Annotated in this window: 21 protein-coding genes and 1 tRNA gene; 12 read left to right on the top strand and 10 right to left on the bottom strand. The window is 71.5% G+C overall.

What is annotated here, in order from left to right:
• Positions 1–3: 3 nt before the first annotated feature.
• Positions 4–687 (top strand): MerR family transcriptional regulator, encoded by a 684-nt coding sequence (locus ACZ4AA_RS12705; protein ID WP_467600356.1) that lies wholly within the window; start codon positions 4–6, stop codon positions 685–687.
• Here ACZ4AA_RS12705 and ACZ4AA_RS12700 read toward each other — a convergent pair.
• Entirely contained in the window at positions 675–1478 is an 804-nt protein-coding gene (locus tag ACZ4AA_RS12700) for an exodeoxyribonuclease III (RefSeq protein ID WP_467599867.1), read from the bottom strand. The two genes, ACZ4AA_RS12705 and ACZ4AA_RS12700, sit on opposite strands and share 13 nt — an antisense overlap.
• A 116-nt stretch (positions 1479–1594) precedes the next feature.
• Between ACZ4AA_RS12700 and ACZ4AA_RS12695 the strand changes: the two genes are divergently transcribed.
• Together ACZ4AA_RS12695 and ACZ4AA_RS12690 are read left to right on the top strand one after the other, a co-directional pair.
• Positions 1595–2071 (top strand): GNAT family N-acetyltransferase, encoded by a 477-nt coding sequence (locus ACZ4AA_RS12695; protein ID WP_467599864.1) that lies wholly within the window; start codon positions 1595–1597, stop codon positions 2069–2071.
• Between the two features lie 61 nt (positions 2072–2132).
• On the top strand, positions 2133–2672 hold the full coding sequence (locus tag ACZ4AA_RS12690) for a hypothetical protein (RefSeq protein ID WP_467599861.1): 540 nt from the start codon (positions 2133–2135) through the stop codon (positions 2670–2672).
• A gap of 102 nt (positions 2673–2774) precedes the next feature.
• Here ACZ4AA_RS12690 and ACZ4AA_RS12685 read toward each other — a convergent pair.
• The 7 genes from ACZ4AA_RS12685 to galU all read right to left on the bottom strand — a co-directional run bounded on the left by ACZ4AA_RS12685 (position 2775) and on the right by galU (position 8522).
• Positions 2775–2848, bottom strand: a tRNA-Ala gene (locus ACZ4AA_RS12685).
• A 97-nt stretch (positions 2849–2945) separates the two neighbouring features.
• Positions 2946–4214: a divisome protein SepX/GlpR gene (gene sepX, locus ACZ4AA_RS12680; RefSeq protein WP_467599858.1), complete on the bottom strand. Its 1269-nt coding sequence runs from the start codon at positions 4212–4214 to the stop codon at positions 2946–2948.
• A 173-nt stretch (positions 4215–4387) separates the two neighbouring features.
• Entirely contained in the window at positions 4388–5065 is a 678-nt protein-coding gene (locus ACZ4AA_RS12675) for a GNAT family N-acetyltransferase (RefSeq protein WP_467600352.1), read from the bottom strand.
• A 23-nt stretch (positions 5066–5088) separates the two neighbouring features.
• Positions 5089–5628 carry a MogA/MoaB family molybdenum cofactor biosynthesis protein gene (locus tag ACZ4AA_RS12670; RefSeq protein ID WP_467599855.1) on the bottom strand — a complete coding sequence of 180 codons (540 nt, stop codon included), beginning with the start codon at positions 5626–5628 and terminating at the stop codon, positions 5089–5091.
• A complete protein-coding gene (moaC, locus tag ACZ4AA_RS12665) occupies positions 5625–6137 on the bottom strand; it encodes a cyclic pyranopterin monophosphate synthase MoaC (protein ID WP_467599851.1) in 513 nt (170 codons plus the stop codon). The genes ACZ4AA_RS12670 and moaC overlap by 4 nt, the downstream gene beginning before the upstream one ends.
• A 155-nt stretch (positions 6138–6292) precedes the next feature.
• Positions 6293–7615, bottom strand: coding sequence for a molybdotransferase-like divisome protein Glp (gene glp / locus ACZ4AA_RS12660; RefSeq protein WP_467599848.1), 1323 nt, complete (start codon positions 7613–7615; stop codon positions 6293–6295).
• A 4-nt stretch (positions 7616–7619) separates the two neighbouring features.
• Complete coding sequence (galU, locus tag ACZ4AA_RS12655) at positions 7620–8522, bottom strand: UTP--glucose-1-phosphate uridylyltransferase GalU (RefSeq protein ID WP_467599845.1); 903 nt, start codon at positions 8520–8522, stop codon at positions 7620–7622.
• A gap of 94 nt (positions 8523–8616) precedes the next feature.
• Between galU and ACZ4AA_RS12650 the strand changes: the two genes are divergently transcribed.
• A complete protein-coding gene (locus ACZ4AA_RS12650; protein WP_467599842.1) occupies positions 8617–9231 on the top strand; it encodes a 5-formyltetrahydrofolate cyclo-ligase in 615 nt (204 codons plus the stop codon).
• Positions 9232–9374: 143 nt separating this feature from the next.
• On the opposite strand, the gene ACZ4AA_RS12645 is transcribed toward ACZ4AA_RS12650, so the two are convergent.
• Positions 9375–12143, bottom strand: coding sequence for a penicillin acylase family protein (locus tag ACZ4AA_RS12645; RefSeq protein ID WP_467599839.1), 2769 nt, complete (start codon positions 12141–12143; stop codon positions 9375–9377).
• Positions 12144–12342: 199 nt separating this feature from the next.
• On the opposite strand from ACZ4AA_RS12645, the gene ACZ4AA_RS12640 reads away from it, so the two are divergent.
• From ACZ4AA_RS12640 to mscL, 6 genes are all read left to right on the top strand, one after another.
• Positions 12343–13929: a potassium/proton antiporter gene (locus tag ACZ4AA_RS12640; protein WP_467599836.1), complete on the top strand. Its 1587-nt coding sequence runs from the start codon at positions 12343–12345 to the stop codon at positions 13927–13929.
• Between the two features lie 199 nt (positions 13930–14128).
• Positions 14129–15505 (top strand): MFS transporter, encoded by a 1377-nt coding sequence (locus tag ACZ4AA_RS12635; protein WP_467599834.1) that lies wholly within the window; start codon positions 14129–14131, stop codon positions 15503–15505.
• A gap of 68 nt (positions 15506–15573) precedes the next feature.
• Positions 15574–15909, top strand: coding sequence for an FmdB family zinc ribbon protein (locus tag ACZ4AA_RS12630; protein ID WP_467599832.1), 336 nt, complete (start codon positions 15574–15576; stop codon positions 15907–15909).
• A gap of 366 nt (positions 15910–16275) precedes the next feature.
• Entirely contained in the window at positions 16276–17130 is an 855-nt protein-coding gene (locus tag ACZ4AA_RS12625) for an S-methyl-5'-thioadenosine phosphorylase (RefSeq protein ID WP_467599830.1), read from the top strand.
• 210 nt (positions 17131–17340) lie between these two features.
• Entirely contained in the window at positions 17341–17892 is a 552-nt protein-coding gene (locus ACZ4AA_RS12620; RefSeq protein ID WP_467599828.1) for a hypothetical protein, read from the top strand.
• A 114-nt stretch (positions 17893–18006) separates the two neighbouring features.
• On the top strand, positions 18007–18486 hold the full coding sequence (gene mscL, locus ACZ4AA_RS12615) for a large conductance mechanosensitive channel protein MscL (RefSeq protein WP_467599825.1): 480 nt from the start codon (positions 18007–18009) through the stop codon (positions 18484–18486).
• Positions 18487–18583: 97 nt separating this feature from the next.
• Here mscL and ACZ4AA_RS12610 read toward each other — a convergent pair whose 3' ends face one another.
• Entirely contained in the window at positions 18584–18766 is a 183-nt protein-coding gene (locus ACZ4AA_RS12610; RefSeq protein ID WP_339129897.1) for a hypothetical protein, read from the bottom strand.
• Positions 18767–19019: 253 nt separating this feature from the next.
• On the opposite strand from ACZ4AA_RS12610, the gene ACZ4AA_RS12605 reads away from it, so the two are divergent.
• Both ACZ4AA_RS12605 and ACZ4AA_RS12600 read left to right on the top strand, forming a co-directional pair.
• On the top strand, positions 19020–20255 hold the full coding sequence (locus ACZ4AA_RS12605) for a low temperature requirement protein A (RefSeq protein ID WP_467599822.1): 1236 nt from the start codon (positions 19020–19022) through the stop codon (positions 20253–20255).
• 44 nt (positions 20256–20299) lie between these two features.
• Complete coding sequence (locus ACZ4AA_RS12600; RefSeq protein WP_467599819.1) at positions 20300–21343, top strand: P1 family peptidase; 1044 nt, start codon at positions 20300–20302, stop codon at positions 21341–21343.
• Positions 21344–21377 lie beyond the last annotated feature (34 nt).

Here is a 21377-nt window from a genome sequence, read left to right as displayed (position 1 = left end):
CGCATGGAGGAACTGGCCGAGGAGGCCGGGATCACCGTGCGCACCCTGCGCTTCTACCGGGAACGCAAACTCATACCCCCGCCCCGGCGCGAGGGCCGTATCGCCTGGTACGACGACACCCATCTGGCCCGGCTGCGCACCATCTCGGCGCTGCTGGAACGCGGCCACACCCTGAACGGCATCGCGGAACTCGCCGAGGCCTTCGACCACGGCCGCGACGTCGGCGAACTGCTCGGTCTCGGCGAGCCCACCGAGGAGACCCCGGTCCGCCTCTCCCCCGAGGAACTGGCCGACGTCTTCGCGGGCCAGGCGACCGGCGAGAACCTCGCCGCCGCGCTCGACCTCGGCTATCTCGGCACGGACGGCGGCGAGATCGTGCACGTCAGCCGCCGCCTGCTCGACGTCTCGGCCGCCCTGGTCCGCGAGGGCATCCCGCTCGCGGACGTCCTGACGGCGGCCCGCCGCGTCCGCGAGCACACCGAGGCCCTGGCCGAACTCTTCACCACCCTGGTCCTCACCGAGGACCGCACCCCCGACGACCTCCACCGTCTGCGCCCCCTGGCGAAGAGCGTGGTGGAATCGGAACTGTCCCTGGCGATGGACCGCCGCCTACGGGATCAGCGAAACCCCCACAAGCGCCGGGACACCCGGCCCGAAGACCGCGACGAGGCCGCTCAGAGCTCGTAGACCACCGTGACCGGCGCATGGTCGGACCAGCGCCCCTCATGGGTCGCCGCGCGCTCCACGAAGCCCTTGACCGCCTTGCCGGCGAGCCCGGGCGTGGTGACGTGAAGGTCGATTCTCCAACCTGAATCATTGTCGAAGGCCCGCCCCCGGTACGACCACCACGTGTACGGGCCCTCGGTGTCCGGGTGCAGGGTGCGTACGACGTCGGTGTAGCCGCCGTCCTCGGCGTCGAGGACGCGGCCGAGCCATTCCCGCTCCTCGGGCAGGAAGCCGGAGTTCTTGCGGTTGGCGCGCCAGTTCTTGAGGTCGGCCTCGCGGTGGGCGATGTTCCAGTCGCCGCACACGACGACCTCGCGCCCGTCGGCGGCCGCCCGCACCCGCAGTTCCCTCAGATGGATGAGGAACGCGTCCATGAACCGGACCTTCTCGTCCTGCCGCTCCGTCCCGGCCTCGCCCGAGGGGAGGTAGAGGCTCGCGACGGTGACACCGGGCAGGTCCGCCTCGACGTACCGCCCACTGGAGTCGAACTCCTCGGACCCGAAGCCGATCCGGACGCGGTCGGGCTCCCGGCGTGTGTAAAGGGACACACCCGCGCGGCCCTTGGCGGCGGCGGGCGCGTGCACGACGTGCCAGCCCTCGGGCGCCCGCACCTCCTCCGGGAGTTGTCCGGGCTCCGCCCGCACCTCCTGGAGACACAGAACGTCCGCGGAGGTCTCCGCGAGCCACTCCACGAAACCCTTCTTCGCGGCGGCCCGGAGCCCGTTCACATTCACAGAGGTCACAGTCAGCACCCGGGCACGATACTTAATCCGTACGGCCGTCCAGAAGTCGATCTCCATCGGCACGGCCGGCCGCGGACCTCGTCCGCCCACCCCATCAGCTATCGCATAGATGTACGGTACTACGCATGAATTTCCGCCCGGTCACCTTCGACCACCCCGACGCCGTGAAACTCAACGATCAGGTTCAGGCCGAATATGCCGAGCGTTACGGCGACGGCGGCGACGCCACACACCTGGACGCGCGGATGTTCCTCCCCCCGCTCGGCCTCTATCTGATCGCGTACGACGAGCGCGACCGCCCGGTGGCCACCGGCGGCTGGCGCACCCAGGACGAGAACGACGAGGCCTACTCGGACGGAGACGCCGAGCTCAAGCGCATGTACGTGGTCCCCGAGGCCCGCGGTCTCGGCCTCGCCCGGCGCATCCTGGCCGCCCTGGAGGACGACGCCCGCGCGGCCGGCCGCACCCGCATGGTCCTGGAGACGGGCTCCAAGCAGCCCGAGGCGGTGGCCCTCTACGCGTCGAGCGGCTACGAGCCGTGCCCGAAATTCGGCTACTACCGCTTCCACGAACTGAGCCTCTGCTACGCCAAAGCCCTCTAGTCACCGGGGCGGTGTCCATCCGGCACCGCCCCGGCGGACCGAGCGCCCGGAGGCCCACCCGATGTCCACGACCCGACCCTTCCCGTACGTCCGGCCCGGAACGACGGCGGTGGTGATGGCCGCGGTGGCGGGGCTGGCCGTCGCGCCGGCCCTGACCGGCTGCACCGCCGGCCGGCACGACTCCTCCCCGTCCGCCCCGTCCACCCACGGATCACCGTCGGCCGCGGCGTCCGTCGCGCGAGAGTCACCGGTCTCCGACCGGACGCGGTCCCTGCCCGGCGAGTCCGTCACGAAGGCTCCGGACCTGCCCGGCCACAAGGTCGTCGCGCGGGCCGCGAACGTCCACGGCAGCCAGGAGATGGACGTACCGGGGGGAATCGGCCCCGGATCACTGTCGATCGCCGTGAACTGCGAGGGCCGGGGAACGCTGAGGGTCTCCTTGGATCACCCCGCCATGAGCTTCCCGGTCACCTGCACCGCGGGAAAGGTCGCCGGCGTCCTCAACACCCTGGATCGGCCTCACGGCGCCACCCACGCCCACGCGACGGTGACCGTCACGGCCCCGTCCGGCGTCCGCTGGTCCATCGCCGTCGCGCGCTGACCGAGGGACCGCCAGTCCCCGGGCCACCGGCGGGAGTTGCCACCGCCCTCCGGACATGGCAAGAGGCCCGCTCCCTGACGGGAACGGGCCTCTTGGCTGCGGTGGACCTGTGGGGATTTGAACCCCAGACCCCCTCGATGCGAACGAGGTGCGCTACCAGACTGCGCCACAGGCCCTTGCAACGAGTGAAACTCTAGCACCCCGATCGAGGTGCTCGGTAATCCGTTCCTGCCTGGTCAGCCGGACAGCAGCGAACCCCCGTCGGCACGCCTGTCACTCGTTGGCGGCGCGTGGCCGTTCGCCGTCCTCGTACTGGTCGAACAGCGGTGTCCGGCCACGCTCACGGGCCCGCCGCGCGGACGCGGCCCGCCGGGCGTCGCTGCGCGGGTCGTCGCCGGCCCCGGCGCCGTCGGGTTCCTCGGAGAGGTCCTGGCCGGCCGGCTCCGCCTCGGGCGCGCTCGGCTCGGCCGCGCTGGAGCGCGCGGAACTCCACGCGTCCGGCGCCCCCAGGTCCACGCTGGACGTCGCCCGGGGCGCGACCGGCGCGGTGACATAGGTCGGCAGGGGAACCGGCACCGGGTCCCAGCTGTCCCCCTGCGCGGGCCCGCACTGGCGTTCACGCTGCTGGTCGACCCACTCGGCGTGGTCGGTCTGCTCGACGAGGGCGCGCCGGTCGGCGGCGAGCGCGAGCAGGCCGGGGTCGGTGTCGGGGACCGCGCCCTCCTCCGGTTCGTCCGCCACGGGGTCGGCGGACGGCCGCCGGCGGGGCTGGCGCTCGCGGAGCCGCTGCGCCGCGACCTCGGCCCGGCGGCGGTCCATGGTGTAGGTGAAGCGCCGCCGTTCCTGGACCCGCAGATGCACGATGTACGAGCTCAGCATCAGGGCCGGTACCGCGGGCGCCCACAGGAACGTGAGCCCGCCCACGGCCGCCACGATCGCGCCGAGGGTGAAGGCGAGGAACAGCAGGACCGTCGTACGCCGACGGCGCGCGAGGGCCTTCGTGCGCCGGGCCCGCGCCGCGGCCTCCGCCGAGACCGCCCGGCGCGCGCCGGGCGCGGACTTGGCCGGAGGTCTCGGGGCGGACGTGCCCGACGGGTGCGCCGACGCGCCCGACTGGTGCGGCACGGACCGGGCGCCGCCCGAGGTCTCGTACCCGCCGCTCTCCTTGGCCGCCGGGCGGGCGCCCGGTTCCTGTTCCGCCTGGGCCGGTTCCGGCACCTGCACGCGTTCCTGTATGTGGGGACGGTGCCGGTCCGTCGCCTGGGGCCGGGTCGGGGATACGGCGAAGGCCCGGACGTCCACCGAATCGGTGACGCCGTCCGGGTCGGCGCTGGGCTCCTCCTCCTCGGCGGAGCGTGCGCGCAGGTCCTTGGCGTATCGACGCTCCATGCCCGCCCGTCCGGACAGCAGCCGGATGGCGGTGCTGAAGCGTTCCGTCGGACGGGCTTCGTTCAGCTCGTCCTGCCTACGGAGCCACATCGGCACCAAGTAGGCGGCCCAGGCCCCGACAATGACTGCGTAGATGAGGCCGCTGCTGCTCACGCCTCACACGGTAGAGGGGTTTGTGTGAGGCCATCTGCCAATTGAGCCGGTGTGTCGCGCGATCAGGCTGATATTTCGACCTTTTTTTGTGACCGATGCGATCAGCAGGCCACCGCGAGCGCGAATTTAATGCCGTGACGCGATCGCCCACCGATCATTTTCGAACACCTATTTCATTTTCCGGTACTGCCGGGCTTGCCCGGGTGCTGCCGGCCGGCCCCTTCCGATCCCACCTGATCCGAACTCCCCTGATCCGAACGGCCCGACGCCGAGCGCCTCCGCCGCCAGCGCGCGAGCAGCCCCTCGGGTACTTCCTCCGCGGTGAGCGCGAAGACGAGATGGTCCCGCCAGGCACCGTCGATGTGGAGATAGCGCGGGCGCAGGCCCTCTTCCCGGAATCCGAGTTTCTCCACGACCCTGCGGCTGGGCCCGTTCTCCGGGCGAATACAGACTTCGATGCGGTGCAGTCCGACCGTGCGGAAGCAGTGGTCGCTCACGAGCGCCACGGCCGTGGGCATCACTCCGCGGCCCGCCACCGACTGGTCCACCCAGTAACCGATGTGCCCGGAACACATCGAGCCCCAGGTGATCCCGGCCACGGTGAGCTGGCCGACGAGCCGCCCCTGGTACTCGATCACGAAGGGCAGCATGCGGCCCGCGTTGGCCTCGGCCCGCAGATGCCGGACCATCTGCCGGTACGTCGGCCGGTGCGCGATCGGGCCGCGGGGCGTGGGGGGCGGGATGGTCGCCTCCCAGGGCCGCAGCCAGTCACGGTTGCGCCGGTTCACCTCGCGCCAGGCCCGCTGGTCGCGCAGCCTTATCGGCCGGAGGACGACATCGCCGTCCACCAGCTCGACCGGCCAGGACGGGCTGTTCAGCTCGCACCCCCGGTGCCGTCGGGTCTCTGGTGGTCGCCGCCGCGGATCTGGTCGACGGCGTGGATGAGAAGGGGTTCCAGAACGGCGAGGCCGTCCCTGACCCCGCCGGTGGAGCCCGGCAGATTGACGATCAGCGTCCCCGCGGCGACTCCGGCGAGTCCCCGCGAGAGCGCCGCGGTGGGCACCTTGTCCCTGCCGAACGCCCTGATGGCCTCGGGGATTCCGGGGATCTCGCGGTCGAGCACGCGCAGGGTCGCCTCGGCCGTGCGATCGGTGGGTGAGATCCCCGTGCCGCCGGTGGTGACGATGACGTCGTAGCCCGCCTCGACCCCGGCGCGCAGGGCCTCCTCCACCGGGTCCCCGTCGGACACGACCCAGGGCCCGTCGACCGCGAAGCCGGCTTGCGTGAGGCCCGCGGCGACCAGAGGGCCGCCCTTGTCCTCGTAGACGCCGGCGGCGGCACGGTTGGAGGCGGTGACGACGAGCGCGCTGTAGTCCGCCGGGAGGGCCCCGCCGATGACGGTGTCGCCGCTCATGCCCGGCTCCAGTCGCCCGATTTCCCGCCCGTCTTCTCTTCCACCCGTACGTCCGTGATGACCGCTCCCTTGTCGACGGCCTTGACCATGTCGATCACGGTGAGGGCCGCCACGCCGACCGCGGTGAGGGCTTCCATCTCGACGCCCGTGCGGTCGGTCGTCCTCACGGTGGCGAGGATCTCGACGGCGTCGTCCGCGACCGACAGATCAATCGTGACACCGGCCAGCGACAACGGGTGGCACAGCGGGATCAGGTCGGGTGTGCGCTTGGCTCCCATGATCCCGGCGATGCGGGCGGTGGCGAGGGCGTCACCCTTGGGGACCCCTTCGCCGCGCAGCAGCTCCACGACACGCGGCGAGACCAGGACCCGTCCGCTCGCGCGCGCGGTACGGGCGGTCACGTCCTTGCCGGACACGTCGACCATACGGGCGGCGCCGGCCTCGTCGATGTGGGTCAGCCGGTTCTGCACGGGCGGTCCGGAGGTCTCCCCCCGGGGCGGAACAGTCATGTGCGTGGGCGCTCCCGGTCAGGGCCCGTCGCGGTGCGGCGCGTGGGCCTGGTGTGCGCGACACGTTACCGCCCGCCCGTCCGCCCCTGCGAAGCCGTCGGGGACCGTGCGCCCCCGGCGTGACCTGGACACCCCGCCGCCCGCGGACCGGCCGCTCAGCCGAGGAGTACCACCTCGACCTCGGCGCCGGGCTCGACCGAGGTGTCCTGCTCGGGGACGACGATCAGCGCGTCGGCGTGCGCGAGGGCGGCGACCAGGTGCGATCCGGCGCCGCCGACGGGCGTCACGCTGCCGTCCGCGTACGTGCCGCGCAGGAACTGCCGTCTGCCCTTCGGCGAGGTCAGCGCCTTGTCGGCGGAGAGCGTCGCCCTGGTCGTGGGCCGGTGGACGTCCGTCAGTCCCATCAGGGTGCGGATGGCGGGGCGCACGAAGAGCTCGAAGGAGACGTACGACGACACGGGGTTGCCGGGGAGCGCGAGCAGCGGTGTGTGGTCGGGGCCGATGGAGCCGAAGCCCTGGGGCTTGCCGGGCTGCATGGCGAGGGTGCGGAAGTCGATGCCGGCGCCCTCCTCGTCCTCGTCGGCGACCGAAGAGAGTGCTTCCTTGACGACGTCGTAGGCGCCGACGCTGACACCGCCGGTCGTGACGACGAGGTCCGCGCGCACGAGCTGGTCCTCGATGGTCGAGCGGAGGGTCTCGGCGTCGTCTGCGACGGCACCGACGCGGTAGGCGATGGCTCCCGCGTCGCGGGCGGCCGCGCACAGGGCGAAGCTGTTGGAGTCGTAGATCTGGCCGGTGCCCAACTCCTCGTCGGGCTGGATGAGTTCGCTGCCGGTGGACAGCACGACCACGCGGGGGCGGGGGCGCACCCGGACGGTGCCCCGGCCGATCGCGGCGAGCAGGCCGATCTGGGGCGGGCCGAGGACGGTGCCGGCTTCGAGGGCGCGGTCGCCCGCCTTCACGTCGCTGCCCCTGGCGCGCACGTGCGCGCGGGCCTCGGCGGAGCGGTGCACGTGGACCTGTCCGTAGGAGCCCTCGGGGGAAGCGCTGTGCGCGCGCATCCCGGAGACCGGCCCCTCGCCGAGGCCTCCGTCCGTCCACTCGACGGGGACGACGGCCTCGGCGCCGGGCGGCAGCGGGGCGCCGGTCATGATGCGGGCGGCCTGGCCGGGGCCCACGTAGGGCTGTTCGGCCTGGCCTGCCGCGACATCGCCGACGACCGTCAGGACCGCGGGGAACTCCTCGCTCGCGCCCGCCACATCCGCGACCCGGACCGCGTACCCGTCCATCGAGCTGTTGTCGAACGGCGGCAGGGAGACCGGCACCGTGACGTCCTCGAGCAGGACGCAGCCCTGGGCGTCGAGGAGTTGGAGCTCGATGGGTTCGAGGGGGCGGACGGTGGCGAGGATGTCCTCCAGGTGGTCGTCCACCGACCAGAGGTGATCCTGGCCGGTGGTGCGGGTCGCGGCGCTGCTCAAAGTCCTACATCTCCTCGGCTACGTAACTGCGGAGCCAGGTCCGGAAGTCCGGGCCCAGGTCTTCACGTTCGCATGCGAGTCTGACAATGGCACGCAGGTAGTCACCGCGGTCGCCGGTGTCATAGCGGCGGCCCTTGAAGACGACGCCGTGCACGGGGCCGCCGACCTTCTCGTCCGTGGCGAGCTGCTGGAGGGCGTCGGTGAGCTGGATCTCGCCGCCGCGGCCGGGCTCGGTGGTGCGCAGTATGTCGAAGATGTGCGGGTCGAGGACGTAGCGTCCGATGACGGCGTAACTGCTGGGCGCGTCGGCGGTGTCCGGCTTCTCGACCAGGCCGGTGACCTTGACCAGGTCGCCCTCGGCGGTGGCCTCGACGGCGGCGCAGCCGTAGAGGTGGATCTGCTCGGGCGCGACCTCCATCAGCGCGATGACGCTGCCGCCGTGCTGTTCCTGGACCTCGACCATGCGGGCGAGCAGGGGGTCGCGGGGGTCGATCAGGTCGTCGCCGAGCAGGACGGCGAAGGGCTCGTTGCCGACGTGCGGGGCGGCGCACAGGACCGCGTGGCCGAGGCCCTTGGGGTCGCCCTGGCGGACGTAGTGCATGGTGGCGAGGTCGCTGGATTCCTGGACCTTGGCGAGCCGGCTCGCGTCGCCCTTCTTCTGGAGGGCGGATTCGAGCTCGTAGTTGCGGTCGAAGTGGTCTTCCAGGGGGCGCTTGTTGCGGCCGGTGATCATCAGGACGTCGTCGAGGCCGGCCGAGGCGGCCTCCTCGACCACGTACTGGATCGCCGGCTTGTCGACGACCGGCAGCATCTCCTTGGGAGTGGCCTTGGTGGCCGGCAGGAACCGGGTGCCGAGGCCGGCCGCGGGAATGACAGCCTTGGTGATCCTGGGGTGCGACTCAGTCATGTCCGCAACCATAACCGGTGGCTATGTGCACAATCTGTGGCTCCGGACAATTCACGATTATATGAGCTGATTACGAGAACTACAGGAGCCACCTGTGAGAAGCACCGGACCCGAACCGGAGCCTGACAAGCGAACGTTGCGCCGGGGATTCCTGTCGGTGAGAGCCGGGTTGACGGCTGATGACGTGCGGGAAACCGCCGCCGCGCTCGCCGCCCGCGCCCTGGAACTGCCCGAACTGACGCGGGCCCGCACGGTGGCGGCGTACGTGTCCGTGGGGAGCGAGCCAGGCACGCCCGCGCTCCTGGACGCGCTCCACGCGCGCGGGGTGCGCGTCCTCCTGCCGGTCCTGCTGCCGGACAACGACCTGGACTGGGGGGCGTACACCGGCCCGGAGTCCCTCGTGGAGGTCCGGCACGGCGGGAGGATGGCCCTCCTGGAGCCCTCGGGCGAGCGGCTGGGTCCTGAGGCCGTCCAGGAGGCCGACGCCGTCCTGCTGCCCGGCCTCGCCGTCGACGCGCACGGCATGCGGCTGGGGCGCGGCGGCGGCTCGTACGACCGGGTCCTGGCCCGGCTGGAGCGCTCGGGCGCCGATCCCGCGCTCGTGGTGCTCCTGTACGGCACCGAGGTCGTGGACCGCGTCCCCGCCGAGGCCCACGACCGGCCCGTCCACGCCGTGGTGACCCCCTCCGGAGTGCGCCGCTTCCCCTGACCGACGGCGGACCCGAAGGCGGCGCCCGAAAGCGGGCGGCGGACGCGAAGTGGCCCTCCACGCGTGCGTGGAGGGCCACTTCTTCCGTCAGGACCGGCCTCGGGTCGTCGAGTGCGGCGGGACCGCCGACGACCTCCGGGGCGTCAGGGCTTCAGGACCAGGGTGTCGCTCGTCTTGTCGTCGACGGCCTTCTTGCTGAAGGCCCACGGCAGGAGCTCTCCCTTGGCCCACAGCTCCGTCTGGTCGGTGTAGTGCGCGCTGTAGGCGTGCCCCGAGGCGCCCGAGAGGTTGATCCACTTGGACTTGTCGAGATCCCCGAGGTTGACGACCATCCGCATCGAGGGGACCCAGACCACCCCGTAGCCGCCCGCCGCGTTCCAGCCGGTCGCGTTGACCGTCGCCTCGCCGCCGCTGAGGTTCCAGGGGCCGCGGTTGAGCATGTACTGGAGGAAGCCGGGGCCTTCGGTGCCGAGCGTCTGGTTCTTCAGGAACAGGCGGTGCAGCCGGCCCCAGTTCCAGGTGTCGATGTCCTTGCCGAGCTTGGCGGTCAGCTCCCACCGGGCGTCCGTCATGGCCCGGGCGAGCAGCTTGTCGCGGCTGGTGGACGCGTCGTCGGTCCGCGTCCTGGGCAGCTTCCACCAGTCGTTGTGCTCGTCGTCGATGATCTTGCGGATCACCTCGAACCAGCGGTCGCCGCCGTCCGGCTGCGCCTGGTCGGGCTCGCGCTCGCCGCACTCGCGCACGGTCTGGTCCTCGTCCGCGGGCCCGGTGGTGTCGACGCGCTCGACCCACAGGCACTGGCCCTTGACCCGCAGCTCCTTGGGCAGCTTGTTGCCGAAGGCGAGCTTGAGGATGTTGCGCCAGGTGGCGTTGAAGTAGGCGGCCGCGGCGGAGTCGGCGTCCTGGGTGTAGTCCCAGCCCTCCAGGAGCTTCTGCGCGTCGCGGACGTCCTTGTCGGGCACGTCGATCTTGAGCAGCCTGGGCACGAGCAGCTTGGCGATCTCGCTGCTGTTGTCCAGCTGCATCTGGCGCATGTCGTCGGTCGAGATCTTGGCGCCGCCCTTGGTCTTCGCCTCGATCAGATCGGTGATCCGCTGACTGCGGGTGCCGTAGCCCCAGTCCGTGGTGAGCGTGTACGGGTACTTGTCCGGGTCGACGACCGCCTGGTTGGCGGTCACGATGTAACCGCGCCTGGGGTTGTACTCGTAGGGCAGCGCGGACTGCTTGATGTAGCCGGTCCAGCGGTACTTGGAGTCCCAGCCGGGCGAGGGCAGCGAGCCGTCGTCGCCCTTGGCTCGGGTGGGGATCTTTCCGGGCAGCGTGTAGCCGATGTCGCCGCTCGCGCCGGCTCCGTCGGCGTAGACCAGGTTCTGGGAGGGCACCTGGAAGGAGGTGGCCGCCTTGCGGAACTCGGTCCAGTTCGACGCCTTGTCCATCGCGAAGACGGCGTCCATGGTGTTGCCCGGATCCAGCGCGGTCCAGCGCAGTGCTATCGCGTAGCCGTCACCGCGGTCGGGCGCTCCGGAGTCGACCGTGGCCTTCTTGCCGACCTGGACGAGTTCGTCGTCGCGGTCGGAGAGCAGCGGCATTCCGTCCTGGGTCTGCCGGACGACGATCGTCTTGGCGGACCCGCCCGCGACCTTGATCGTTTCCTTGCGGGTGGTGAAGGGCAGCACCTTGCCGTCGTACTCGTAGCCCTCGCCGGTGATCTTCTCCAGGTAGAGGTCGGTGACGTCGACCCCGGAGTTGGTCATGCCCCAGGCCATCTCCGCGTTGTGGCCGATGACCACGCCGGGCATGCCCGCGAAGGTGTAACCGGTGACGTCGTACTGGCACTTGGCGGAGATCGCGGTGCAGTGCAGGCCCATCTGGTACCAGACCGAGGGCAGCGACGCCGACAGGTGCGGGTCGTTGGCCAGCAGCGGCTTGCCGGTGATGGTGTGGCTTCCGGCGACGACCCAGGAGTTGGAGCCGATGCCGTTGCCGTTCACGCCGACCGCGGTGGGCAGGCCGTCGAGGACCTTGTAGAGCCCCGAGAGCTGGCTCTGGAATCCGGAGGGTGCCGCGGTGTTGCCCGCGAGCCCCGTGCCGGCCGTGGTCGTCGAGCCGGAGCCCGTGGAGTTCGTGGAGGAGTAGGTCCCGGTGACGCTGTCGTACGAGCCCTCGCGGACGATCGTCTTGTTCCGGCTGTACGGGTACTCCGGGTACAGGTCCGCGATCTGCTTCGGGCCGAGCCGGCTCGTCATCAGGGAGCGGTCGATCTCCTCCTGCATGTTGCCGCGCAGGTCCCAGGCCATCGCCTTGAGCCACGACACCGAGTCGACCGGGGTCCACAGGGTCGGCTTGTAGTCGTTGCTGAAGCCGAGGGCGGCGTACTCCAGGGAGAGGTCCTTGCCGCTCTTGTCCTTCAGGTAGGCGTTGACACCCTCGGAGTAGGCCTGGAGGTACTTCTTCGTGGAGGCCGACAGCTTGGTGTCGTACTCCTTCTTCGCGATCCTGTCCCAGCCCAGCGTGCGCAGGAACTCGTCGTTCTTGACCTGGCCCCCGCCGAACATCTCGGACAGCCGGCCCGAGGTCATGTGGCGGCGCACGTCCATCTCGTAGAACCGGTCCTGCGCCTGGACGAAGCCCTGGGCCATGAACAGGTCCTCGTCGGACGAGGCGTAGATCTGCGGGATCCCGTTGCCGTCGCGCTGCACGGTCACGGGCCCCGACAGGCCGTCGAGCTGGATGGAGCCCTTGGTCTGCGGGAAGGAGGCGCGCACCGTGCTGACGCTCCAGTACGCGCCGAAGGCGATGCCTCCGATGATGGCGAGAACCAGGACAATCAAGAACAGTCGGGCTTTGCGCCCCTTCTTCCTGCCGGACTTGCCGGGCTGCTGGCCGGAAGAGGCGGTGGTGTTGGGGGGCATCGCTGTCCTTGCTGTCCTAACGCGAGCGGCAGGCGGTCACGGAGTGCTGGGGCAACCATAGGCGCAGGGCCAACCGCGCCTTGACGCGGAGTGGGAAACCGGGAAGCACGACTGTTCGATCTTGCCTCCGGGAACGTCAAGAAAGCGTCAAGAGTTAGGTAAGGTAACGAAGTACTTGCACTGAAGTGGCCGGCTTCCGGTGCTGGGATCCGGACGCCGCCCGCGGCGGACCGGATCGGCGAGAAAGGAACAGCCCCTGACTGTCCACCACCTCAACCAGCTCCTGCTCGTGTGCTCGCTCGTCCTGCTCTTCGCGGTCGCGGCGGTCCGGATCTCCTCACGCAGCGGGCTCCCCACGCTGCTCGTGTATCTGGGGATCGGCGTCGCGATCGGCCAGGACGGAATCGGCGACATCCAGTTCAGCAATGCCGAGCTGACCCAGGTCATCGGGTACGCGGCCCTGGTCGTGATCCTGGCCGAAGGCGGTCTCGGCACGAAGTGGAGGGAGGTCAGACCCGCCCTGCCGGCGGCCTCCGCGCTGGCGACGGTGGGCGTCGCGGTGAGCGTCGGTGTCACGGCCGCGGCCGCGCACTTCCTGATCGGTCTCGAGTGGCACCAGGCGCTCATCATCGGGGCGGTCGTCTCGTCGACGGACGCGGCGGCGGTCTTCTCGGTCCTGCGCAAGATCCCCCTGCCCTCGCGCGTGACGGGCATCCTGGAGGCCGAGTCGGGCTTCAACGACGCTCCGGTGGTCATCCTCGTCGTCGCGTTCTCCACGGCCGGACCGGTCGAGCACTGGTACGCGCTGATCGGCGAGATAGCGCTGGAGCTGACCATCGGCGCCGCCATCGGTCTGGCGGTCGGCTGGCTCGGCGCGTACGGACTGCGGCACGTGGCACTGCCGGCCTCCGGCCTCTACCCCATCGCCGTGATGGCGATCGCCGTCTCGGCGTACGCCGCCGGCGCGCTCGCCCACGGCAGCGGCTTCCTCGCCGTCTACCTCGCCTCCATGGTGCTCGGGAACGCGAAGCTGCCCCACTGGCCCGCCACCCGAGGCTTCGCCGAGGGACTCGGCTGGATCGCGCAGATCGGCATGTTCGTGCTGCTCGGCCTGCTGGTCACCCCGCACGAGATGGGCGACGACATCGTCCCGGCCCTGCTCATCGGCCTGGTGCTGACGATGGTGGCGCGGCCGCTGAGCGTGGTCGCGAGCCTGCTGCCGTTCCGCATCCCCTGGCAGGAGCAGGCGCTGCTGTCCTGGGCAGGGCTGCGCGGCGCCGTGCCCATCATCCTGGCGACGATCCCGATGGTGAGCGGCATCGCGGAGAGCAAGCGGATCTTCAACATCGTCTTCGTCCTGGTCGTCGTCTACACCCTCATCCAGGGGCCGACCCTGCCGTGGCTGGCCCGCAAGCTCCGGCTCGGGGAGTCCGTCGGGGCCGCCGACCTCGGTATCGAGTCGGCGCCCCTGGAGCGGCTGCGCGGCCACCTGCTGTCCGTCGCGATCCCCAAGGGGTCGCGGATGCACGGTGTCGAGGTGGGTGAGCTGCGGCTGCCCCCGGGCGCGGCGGTCACGCTCGTCGTCCGCGAGGCGAAGTCCTTCGTACCGATGCCGACGACGGTCCTGCGCCGCGGCGACGAACTGCTGGTCGTGGCGACCGACCCGGTCCGGGACGCGACCGAGCGGCGCCTGCGCGCGGTGGGCCAGGGCGGCAAGCTCGCCGACTGGCTGGGCATCGGCGACGGCGGGGCGGAACACCGCGCACAGCACCGGACCGGTCTCTGACCCGCCCGAGGAAATTCTTACGCGACGCCGAACACACACGCGGAAGGACGCGGCAGGTCTCGGCAGAACGAGGGGCATTCACAGGCGCGCGACCGCACCGTGCTCTTTTTCACAGGCCCGGCGCCGGGCCCACCCCCTGTACGATGAGCGCACACCTTGATCGAACCAACTCTGCCTGACGCAGAGCTGGCGCGACCGTATGGCGGCCGTGACGTCCTTCCGCAGAGGACGCCGGTATCTACCGCAGATCCGCGCAAGAGGACAGCTCTCGGCGCCCCCGCACGGGCGCGCTACCAGGCGGCAGAAAGGCACGGCCGTGGCATCCACGGTCACCTCCCGCCCTGGCTACGGACAGTTGCTGCGCACCCGCGGCGCCTGGACGTTCCTGCTCCCCGGCTTCGCCGCCCGTCAGCCGTTCGCCATGCTGACGATCTCCATCGTGCTGCTCGTGCAGCACACCACCGGCTCCTACGGAGCGGCCGGCGCGGTCGCCGCCGTCACCGGTGTCTCCATGGCGCTGTTCGCACCCTTCACCGGGCGTCTGGCCGACCGGCACGGACAGCGCGCCGTCCTGCTGCCCGGCGTCCTCGTGCACACCGTGGCCGGCGTCTCCCTGACCGCGCTCGCGCTGGCGGACGCCCCCTTGTGGGTGCTCTTCGCCGCCGCCGTGCCGACCGGTGCCTCCGTGCCGCAGATCAGCCCGATGGTGCGCGCCCGCTGGGGCGTCAAGCTCCAGGACTCGCCCCTGATGCCGACCGCGGCCGCGTTCGAGTCCGTCACGGACGAGCTGACGTTCGTCTTCGGCCCCCTGCTCGCCACGGCGCTGTGCACGGCCGTCGCCCCCGCCGCGGGCCTGCTGACCGAGGCGTCGCTGACGCTGATCGGCGGTCTGCTGTTCGCCGCGCAGAAGAGCACGCAGCCCGCGGTCACCGCCGGTCACGCGCGCGTGGAGCACGGTTCCGCTCTGCGGATCCCCGGGGTACGCGTTCTGATCATGACCTTCCTGGGCATCGGCTCCGTCTTCGGCGGTATGCAGGTCTCGCTGGCCGCGTACAGCCAGTCGATCGGCGAGCCCGGCCTGAACGGTGTCCTGTACGGCGTCTTCGCGGCGGGCAACATGCTCTCGGGCATCGTCTGCGGCGCCGTCGCCTGGAAGGTGGCCCCGCAGCGACGGCTCGTCGTCGGGTACGCCGCCCTCGCGCTGGCCGCCTCCGGGCTGTGGGCCGCGAACTCGGTGATCGTGCTCGCCGGGCTCGGCCTGGTGGTCGGCATGTGCATCGCTCCCAGCCTGATCACCGGCTACACCCTGGTCGAGAGCCTCGTCCCGCGGGGCGCCCGCACCGAGGCCTTCACCTGGCTCACCGGTGCCGTCGCCCTCGGCCAGGCGGCGGCCGTCACGGTGGCGGGACAGCTGGAGGACAGGCTCTGGGGCGGTGCCGGATTCCTCGTCCCGATGGCCGGTACCGCACTGGCCCTGGCGACCCTGGTGACCCTGCGGTCGCGTCTCGCCCCGGGGGCCCCGAGCCGAGCCGTCGCGCGTGGCGTCGGTCACCGCGTGCCGGTGACAGTGGACTGATCTCGCGGAATACGTCAGTATGGACCGTCGTTAGCACTCACTGAGTGAGAGTGCCAGGAGGAAGACAAGTGCCGACCTACCAGTACCAGTGCACCGAGTGCGGCGAGGGCCTCGAGGCGGTGCAGAAGTTCACCGATGACGCCCTGACCGAATGCCCGAATTGCAACGGCCGCCTGAAGAAGGTGTTCTCGGCCGTCGGCATTGTCTTCAAGGGCTCCGGCTTCTACCGCAACGACAGCCGCGGCTCCTCGTCGAGCAGCTCGCCGGCGTCGAAGCCGTCGACGTCCGCGCCCGCGTCCTCGACCTCGGACGCCAAGTCCGCGTCGTCGACGTCCGGCTCCGGCTCCTCGTCCTCGGGCGCGAAGTCGTCGGGCACCGGCTCGGCCGGCAGCTCCGCCGCGTAAGGACTCCCGGTCCGCCGGGGCTCGCGCTCCGGCCCGCCGTGACCGGGGCCGCGCCGCACGGCCGTGCCACATGGCTCCCCGCCGTTCGGTTTCGCCGCGTGGCGGCAAGGCCTCACAGGGCTCGTTCCACGGGACCCCGCCGTCGCACGCGACGACGGGGTCTTCGGCGTCCCTGCGGCACGGTGCCTCCGTCCGGGTCCGGCGCGGCGCCTTCGCCCGTCACAGAGCCTGGGTCCGGTTCCGGCACGGCGCCTTCGCCCGGCACGGAGCCCGCTTCCGGTTCCGGCACCGTCGCCTCGACCCCTCCCGGGCACCGGCAGCAGCGGCCCTCTCCCCTGTGTGGGGCCAGCCCGTAGGGTGCCGTTCATGGCGAACACGGAGAACCCACAGACCTCGGCCGAGATCGGCGTCATCGGCGGCTCGGGCTTCTACTCCTTCCTCGACGACGTGACCGAGCTGCGGGTGGACACCCCGTACGGCCCGCCCAGCGACTCCCTGTTCCTCGGCGAGATCGCCGGCCGGCGGGTCGCCTTCCTGCCCCGCCACGGCCGCGGCCACCATCTGCCGCCGCACCGGATCAACTACCGGGCCAACCTGTGGGCGCTGCGCTCCGTCGGCGCCCGCCAGATCCTCGGCCCGTGCGCCGTGGGCGGACTGCGCCCCGAGTACGGGCCCGGAACCCTGCTCGTTCCCGACCAGTTCGTGGACCGTACGAAGGGCCGGTCGCAGTCCTACTTCGACGGGCTGCCGCTGCCCGACGGCACGGTGCCGAACGTGGTGCACGTGTCGCTGGCCGACCCGTACTGCCCCGTCGGCCGCGAGGTCGCCCTGGAGTCCGCGCGGGGACGTGACTGGGAGCCGGTGGACGGCGGCACGCTCGTGGTCATAGAGGGTCCGCGGTTCTCCACCCGGGCCGAATCGCTCTGGCACCAGGCACAGGGCTGGTCCGTGGTCGGCATGACCGGGCACCCCGAGGCCGCGCTCGCCCGCGAACTGGAGCTCTGCTACACGTCGTTGACGCTGGTCACCGACCTCGACGCGGGCGCCGAGACCGGTGAGGGCGTCTCTCACGACGACGTGCTGAAGGTGTTCGCCGCGAACGTGGACCGACTGCGGGGTGTGCTCTTCGACGCGGTCGCGGGGCTGCCGGCGAACGGTTCGCGGGACTGCCTGTGCACGAAGGCGCTGGGCGGGATGGACCCGGGCTTCACGCTGCCGTGACCCACGCGCACGCCCGCGCATGGGCCCACGCGCACGCACGGGCACGGGCACGGACCCGGCGGGAGCACGGACCCGGGCAGGGGCGGAACCTCCCGTTCGGGTGAGGGAGTTGTCCACAGAACGCGGGTGGTCCACGGGCGCCTGCGGACTTCGCCGCGAGAGCTCATCGTGGGATCGCAAGCCGGTCCCTCGTCGCAGGTGGTGGTCACCATGGCACAGCTCTCCCAGCACATCCGCCCGCCGGGCGCGGACACGCCTCCGACATGCGAGGTGCCGCAGTTCGCGCCCGTCCGGGTGCGGGGCGGGCGCCATCGGCTGCGGCTCCTGACCCGGCACAGGAGGCGGGCTGCCGCCGCCTGTCTGGCCATGACGGCCGCCGCGCTCGTGGCGGCCGGCCCCGGAGACGACGGGCGGGGCCGCGGCCACCCGGCGTCCACGCACCCGGCGGCGTCCGCGACCGCCTCCACCGCGGCCTCCTCGCGCGTACGCGGCCCGGGAGCCGTCGAGACGGTGCGGGCGCCGGTCCGGATCGCGGACGGCGCCACGGTCGGCCTGCTGCGGCCCGGCGACCGGGTCGACGTGGTCGCGGCGGACGGCGGCGGCACGGTGCGGGTGGTCGCGGCCGCGGCGCGCGTCACCGCGGTTCCGGACGTCGGCGCCACGGAGACCGGGGCGCTGGTCGTCCTCTCGGTTCCGCGGGCGACGGCCGCGCGGCTGGCGGGCGCCGGAACGACGTCACGGCTTGCGGTGACGCTGCGATGAGCGCCGAAACCGTCTCAAGTCCCTCGTTCGAGCTACCCAGTTCACCGGGTCCGACAGGGCCTGCCGTAGGTTGCGGAGCTGTTTGTTCCACAACCTGTGCGGAGGGGCCTCCTAGTGAGCGAAAACAAGCAGCCTGGCGTCTGGGACGGCTTCAAGGCCTTTCTCATGCGGGGCAACGTCATCGACCTGGCCGTCGCCGTGGTCATCGGAGCGGCCTTCAGCAACATCGTCAACTCCGTGGTGAAGGGCATCATCAACCCGCTGGTCGGAGCTGTCGGCACGAAGGACCTCGACAACTACAGCTCCTGCCTGGAGGCCCCCTGCACGGGCACCGGGGCGACCGCCACGGGCATCCGCATCATGTGGGGCTCGGTGCTGGGATCCACGCTCAGCTTCCTGATCACCGCCAGCGTCGTCTACTTCCTGATGGTGCTGCCGATGGCCAAGTTCCTGGCCCGGCAGGCGGCCCGGCAGAAGGCGAAGGAGGGCACCAGGGAGATCATCGAGGTGTCCGAGCTGGAGGTGCTCAAGGAGATCCGCGACGAGCTGGTCGCCCAGCGCGGTCAGCACGGCCAGGGACGCCGCGAGTACTGACGGCGAAGGCTTGGGCGGGCGCACGCCCGCATGGCGAGCGTCCGCGCCCTGGACATCCAGGCCGCGACCCCGGGGGTGAGAACACCCCGGGCCGGACTCAGATGTGGTGGGGCGGCTTCTCGTCGAGGAAGCGCTTCAGGTCGGCGGCACTGTCACCGGTGCCGTCGGCCCGCTCGCCCCACCCGCGGTCCGTATCGTCCGAGGACTGCTGGTTCAGCGGATCGTCGAAGACCAGGGCCGGCTTCGGATCGCGCGGTTCGGGGGCGGGGGCGGGACTCATGCCCCCAGGATACGCCGAGGGGACGGGGGCCCACCCCGGCCGAATCGTTCACCTCGGCGGCCCGGCGGCCTCGGGTTCCCGCCGCCCCCACGGCCCGGCATGGCACCGGAACCACAGCCCGGTACGCCACCGGACCCACAGCCCGGCACCCCGCCTGACCCACGGCCCGGCATCCCGTCGGCCTCGCGACCCCGACGGCGCTTGTGAAGGCATTCACAAGAATTTCCGGGACTTTTCTGCTGTGCTTGGCCCTATGACCTCGCGTTCTGCTCCGGATTCCGCCTCGCCACCACGGCCTTCGGGCCACTGGCCGCTCCGCAGAATGACCGCCCGCGGCCGCGACGAGGAGCACCGGGTCGCCTCACCGCTGGAGCTCCTGTTCGACCTGTGTTTCGTGGTGGCCATCGCCCAGGCGGGCGCCGAGCTGGTGCACGCCGTCGCGGACGGGCACGCGGGCCAGGGCATCCTCGACTACGCGATGATCTTCTTCGCCATCTGGTGGGCGTGGATGAACTTCAGCTGGTTCGCTTCGGCCTACGACAACGACGACGTGCTCTACCGCGTGGTCACACTGGTGCAGATCGCCGGCGTCCTGGTCCTCGCGGCCGGGGTGTCCAAGGCGTTCGAGAGCCACGACTTCCTGGTCGTCTGGCTCGGCTACGTCATCATGCGGCTCGCGATGATCGCGCAGTGGCTGCGGGTGGCCCGGTCCACCGGGGGGACCGAGAGAACCGCGGCACTGCGCTACGCGGCCGGCGTCCTGCTGTGCCAGGTCGGCTGGCTCGGCCTGCTGTTCGCGCCGGAGGCGGCTCGCGTATGGGTCTTCCTGGTCGTCGCCCTCGCCGAGCTGTGCGTCCCGCTGTACGCGGAGAAGGACTTCACCACGTCCTGGCATCCGCACCACATCGCCGAGCGGTACGGACTGTTCACGATCATCGTGCTGGGCGAGACGATCGCCGCCGCCACCGTCGCGGTGAAGTCGGCCGTCGACGAGCACGACGCGCTGGGCGAGCTGCTGCCCATCGCCGCGGGCGGCCTGCTGATCGTGTTCTCCGCCTGGTGGATCTACTTCGTGGTGCCGATCCACGGCCATCTGCGCTCCAGCGGGCAGGCCTTCCTGTGGGGATACGGCCACTATCTGATCTTCTCCTCGGCCGCCGCGATCGGTGCGGGTCTCGAAGTCGCGGTGGAGCAGACGGTCGGCACGGCGCACATCTCGGCGCTCTCGGCGTCCGCCGCGGTGACACTGCCGACCGCTCTGTACTTCCTCGCCGTCTGGCTACTGCACTCCCGTCACTTCAAGGTCGGCATCGCCCAGCAGCTCGTCCTGCCGACGACCGCGCTGCTCGTCATCCTGTGCACCTTCCTGGGCGACTGGGCGGTACTGACCGCCGGCATCGTCTCCGCGCTGTCGGTGGCGGTCGGGGTGGTGATGACGACGCGGACGGCGACACGGGAGACGGCGACGGGAGCGGCGGGAGGCGCGTAGAGAAGAAGAGAGGAGCGTGACCGCGGCCGGGGAAGACTGGGCGCATGACAGTTGACGCTCTGACAGATGTCGTGGGCCTGCGGGTGGGGCACGCGACGCGCAGCGGGGACGGTTGGCTCACGGGGACGACGGTGGTGCTCGCGCCCGAGGGAGGTGTGATCGCCGCCGTGGACGTGCGCGGAGGCGGACCCGGCACCAAGGAGACGGACGCGCTCGATCCGCGCAACCTCGTGCAGAGGATCGAGGCGGTGGTACTGACCGGGGGCAGCGCGTACGGGCTGGACTCGGCGTCGGGCGTGATGGCGTGGCTGGAGGAGCGCGGGCGCGGGGTGCGGGTGGGGCCGGACCCGACGCATGTCGTCCCTGTCGTGCCCGCCGCCTGCGTCTTCGATCTCGGGCGCGGCGGCGACTTCCGGGCGCGGCCGGACGCCTCCACCGGAGCCGAGGCGGTCGGGGCGGCCGACGCGAGCGGGCTGCGCGCGCCGGTGCGCCAGGGCTCCGTCGGCGCGGGCACGGGGGCGGTGGTCGGGCAGCTCAAGGGCGGGATCGGGACGGCCGGCGCCGTGCTGGAGTCCGGTGTCACGGTGGGCGCGCTGGTGGTGGCCAACGCGGTGGGATCGGTGGTGGAGCCGCGAACGGGAGCGTTGTACGGGGAGCTGGCGCGAGGGCGTACGGCGGGTCCGTCCGCCGCGGTGCGCGAGGCCGCCCGGCTGCGGCTCGCGGAGGCCGCCGCGAGGAACGCGCCGCCGCCGTTGAACACCACGCTCGCCGTCGTCGCCACCGACGCCGCCCTGACGCGGGCGCAGGCGCAGAAGCTCGCGGGTACGGCACACGACGGGATCGCGCGTGCCGTGTGGCCGGTGCATCTGCTGAACGACGGGGACACGGTGTTCGCGCTGGCCACGGGCGACCGGCCGCTCGCCGCCGGCAACCCCCTGGCCCTCAACGAGATCCTCGCGGCGGGCGCCGACCTGGTGACCCGCGCGATCGTGCGCGCGGTCCGCGCGGCGGAGCCGGTGGACGGGCCGGGCGGGGTGTGGCCGTCGTACGAGGAGCTCTACGGAGAGGCGGGAGCGGGGAGGTCGTAGCGTCCGGGAACTGGTGCGGCAAGGGCGCCCTGCC

The sequence above is a fragment of the Streptomyces sp. NPDC024698 genome (assembly GCF_055559015.1).
The sequence above is the reverse complement of the archived record's forward strand: the minus strand, read 5'-3'. Positions and strand labels throughout refer to the sequence as shown.

Bases quoted from the DNA above. Each gene is read 5' to 3' on its own strand.
- ACZ4AA_RS12705 (WP_467600356.1), top strand. From the start codon at position 4: ATGGAGGAACTGGCCGAGGAGGCCGGGATCACCGTGCGCACCCTGCGC.
- ACZ4AA_RS12695 (WP_467599864.1), top strand. From the start codon at position 1,595: ATGAATTTCCGCCCGGTCACCTTCGACCACCCCGACGCCGTGAAACTC.
- ACZ4AA_RS12690 (WP_467599861.1), top strand. From the start codon at position 2,133: ATGTCCACGACCCGACCCTTCCCGTACGTCCGGCCCGGAACGACGGCG.
- ACZ4AA_RS12670 (WP_467599855.1), bottom strand. From the start codon at position 5,628: ATGAGCGGCGACACCGTCATCGGCGGGGCCCTCCCGGCGGACTACAGC.
- moaC (WP_467599851.1), bottom strand. From the start codon at position 6,137: ATGACTGTTCCGCCCCGGGGGGAGACCTCCGGACCGCCCGTGCAGAAC.
- galU (WP_467599845.1), bottom strand. From the start codon at position 8,522: ATGACTGAGTCGCACCCCAGGATCACCAAGGCTGTCATTCCCGCGGCC.
- ACZ4AA_RS12645 (WP_467599839.1), bottom strand. From the start codon at position 12,143: ATGCCCCCCAACACCACCGCCTCTTCCGGCCAGCAGCCCGGCAAGTCC.
- ACZ4AA_RS12635 (WP_467599834.1), top strand. From the start codon at position 14,129: ATGGCGGCCGTGACGTCCTTCCGCAGAGGACGCCGGTATCTACCGCAG.
- ACZ4AA_RS12625 (WP_467599830.1), top strand. From the start codon at position 16,276: ATGGCGAACACGGAGAACCCACAGACCTCGGCCGAGATCGGCGTCATC.
- ACZ4AA_RS12620 (WP_467599828.1), top strand. From the start codon at position 17,341: ATGGCACAGCTCTCCCAGCACATCCGCCCGCCGGGCGCGGACACGCCT.
- ACZ4AA_RS12610 (WP_339129897.1), bottom strand. From the start codon at position 18,766: ATGAGTCCCGCCCCCGCCCCCGAACCGCGCGATCCGAAGCCGGCCCTG.
- ACZ4AA_RS12605 (WP_467599822.1), top strand. From the start codon at position 19,020: ATGACCTCGCGTTCTGCTCCGGATTCCGCCTCGCCACCACGGCCTTCG.
- ACZ4AA_RS12600 (WP_467599819.1), top strand. From the start codon at position 20,300: ATGACAGTTGACGCTCTGACAGATGTCGTGGGCCTGCGGGTGGGGCAC.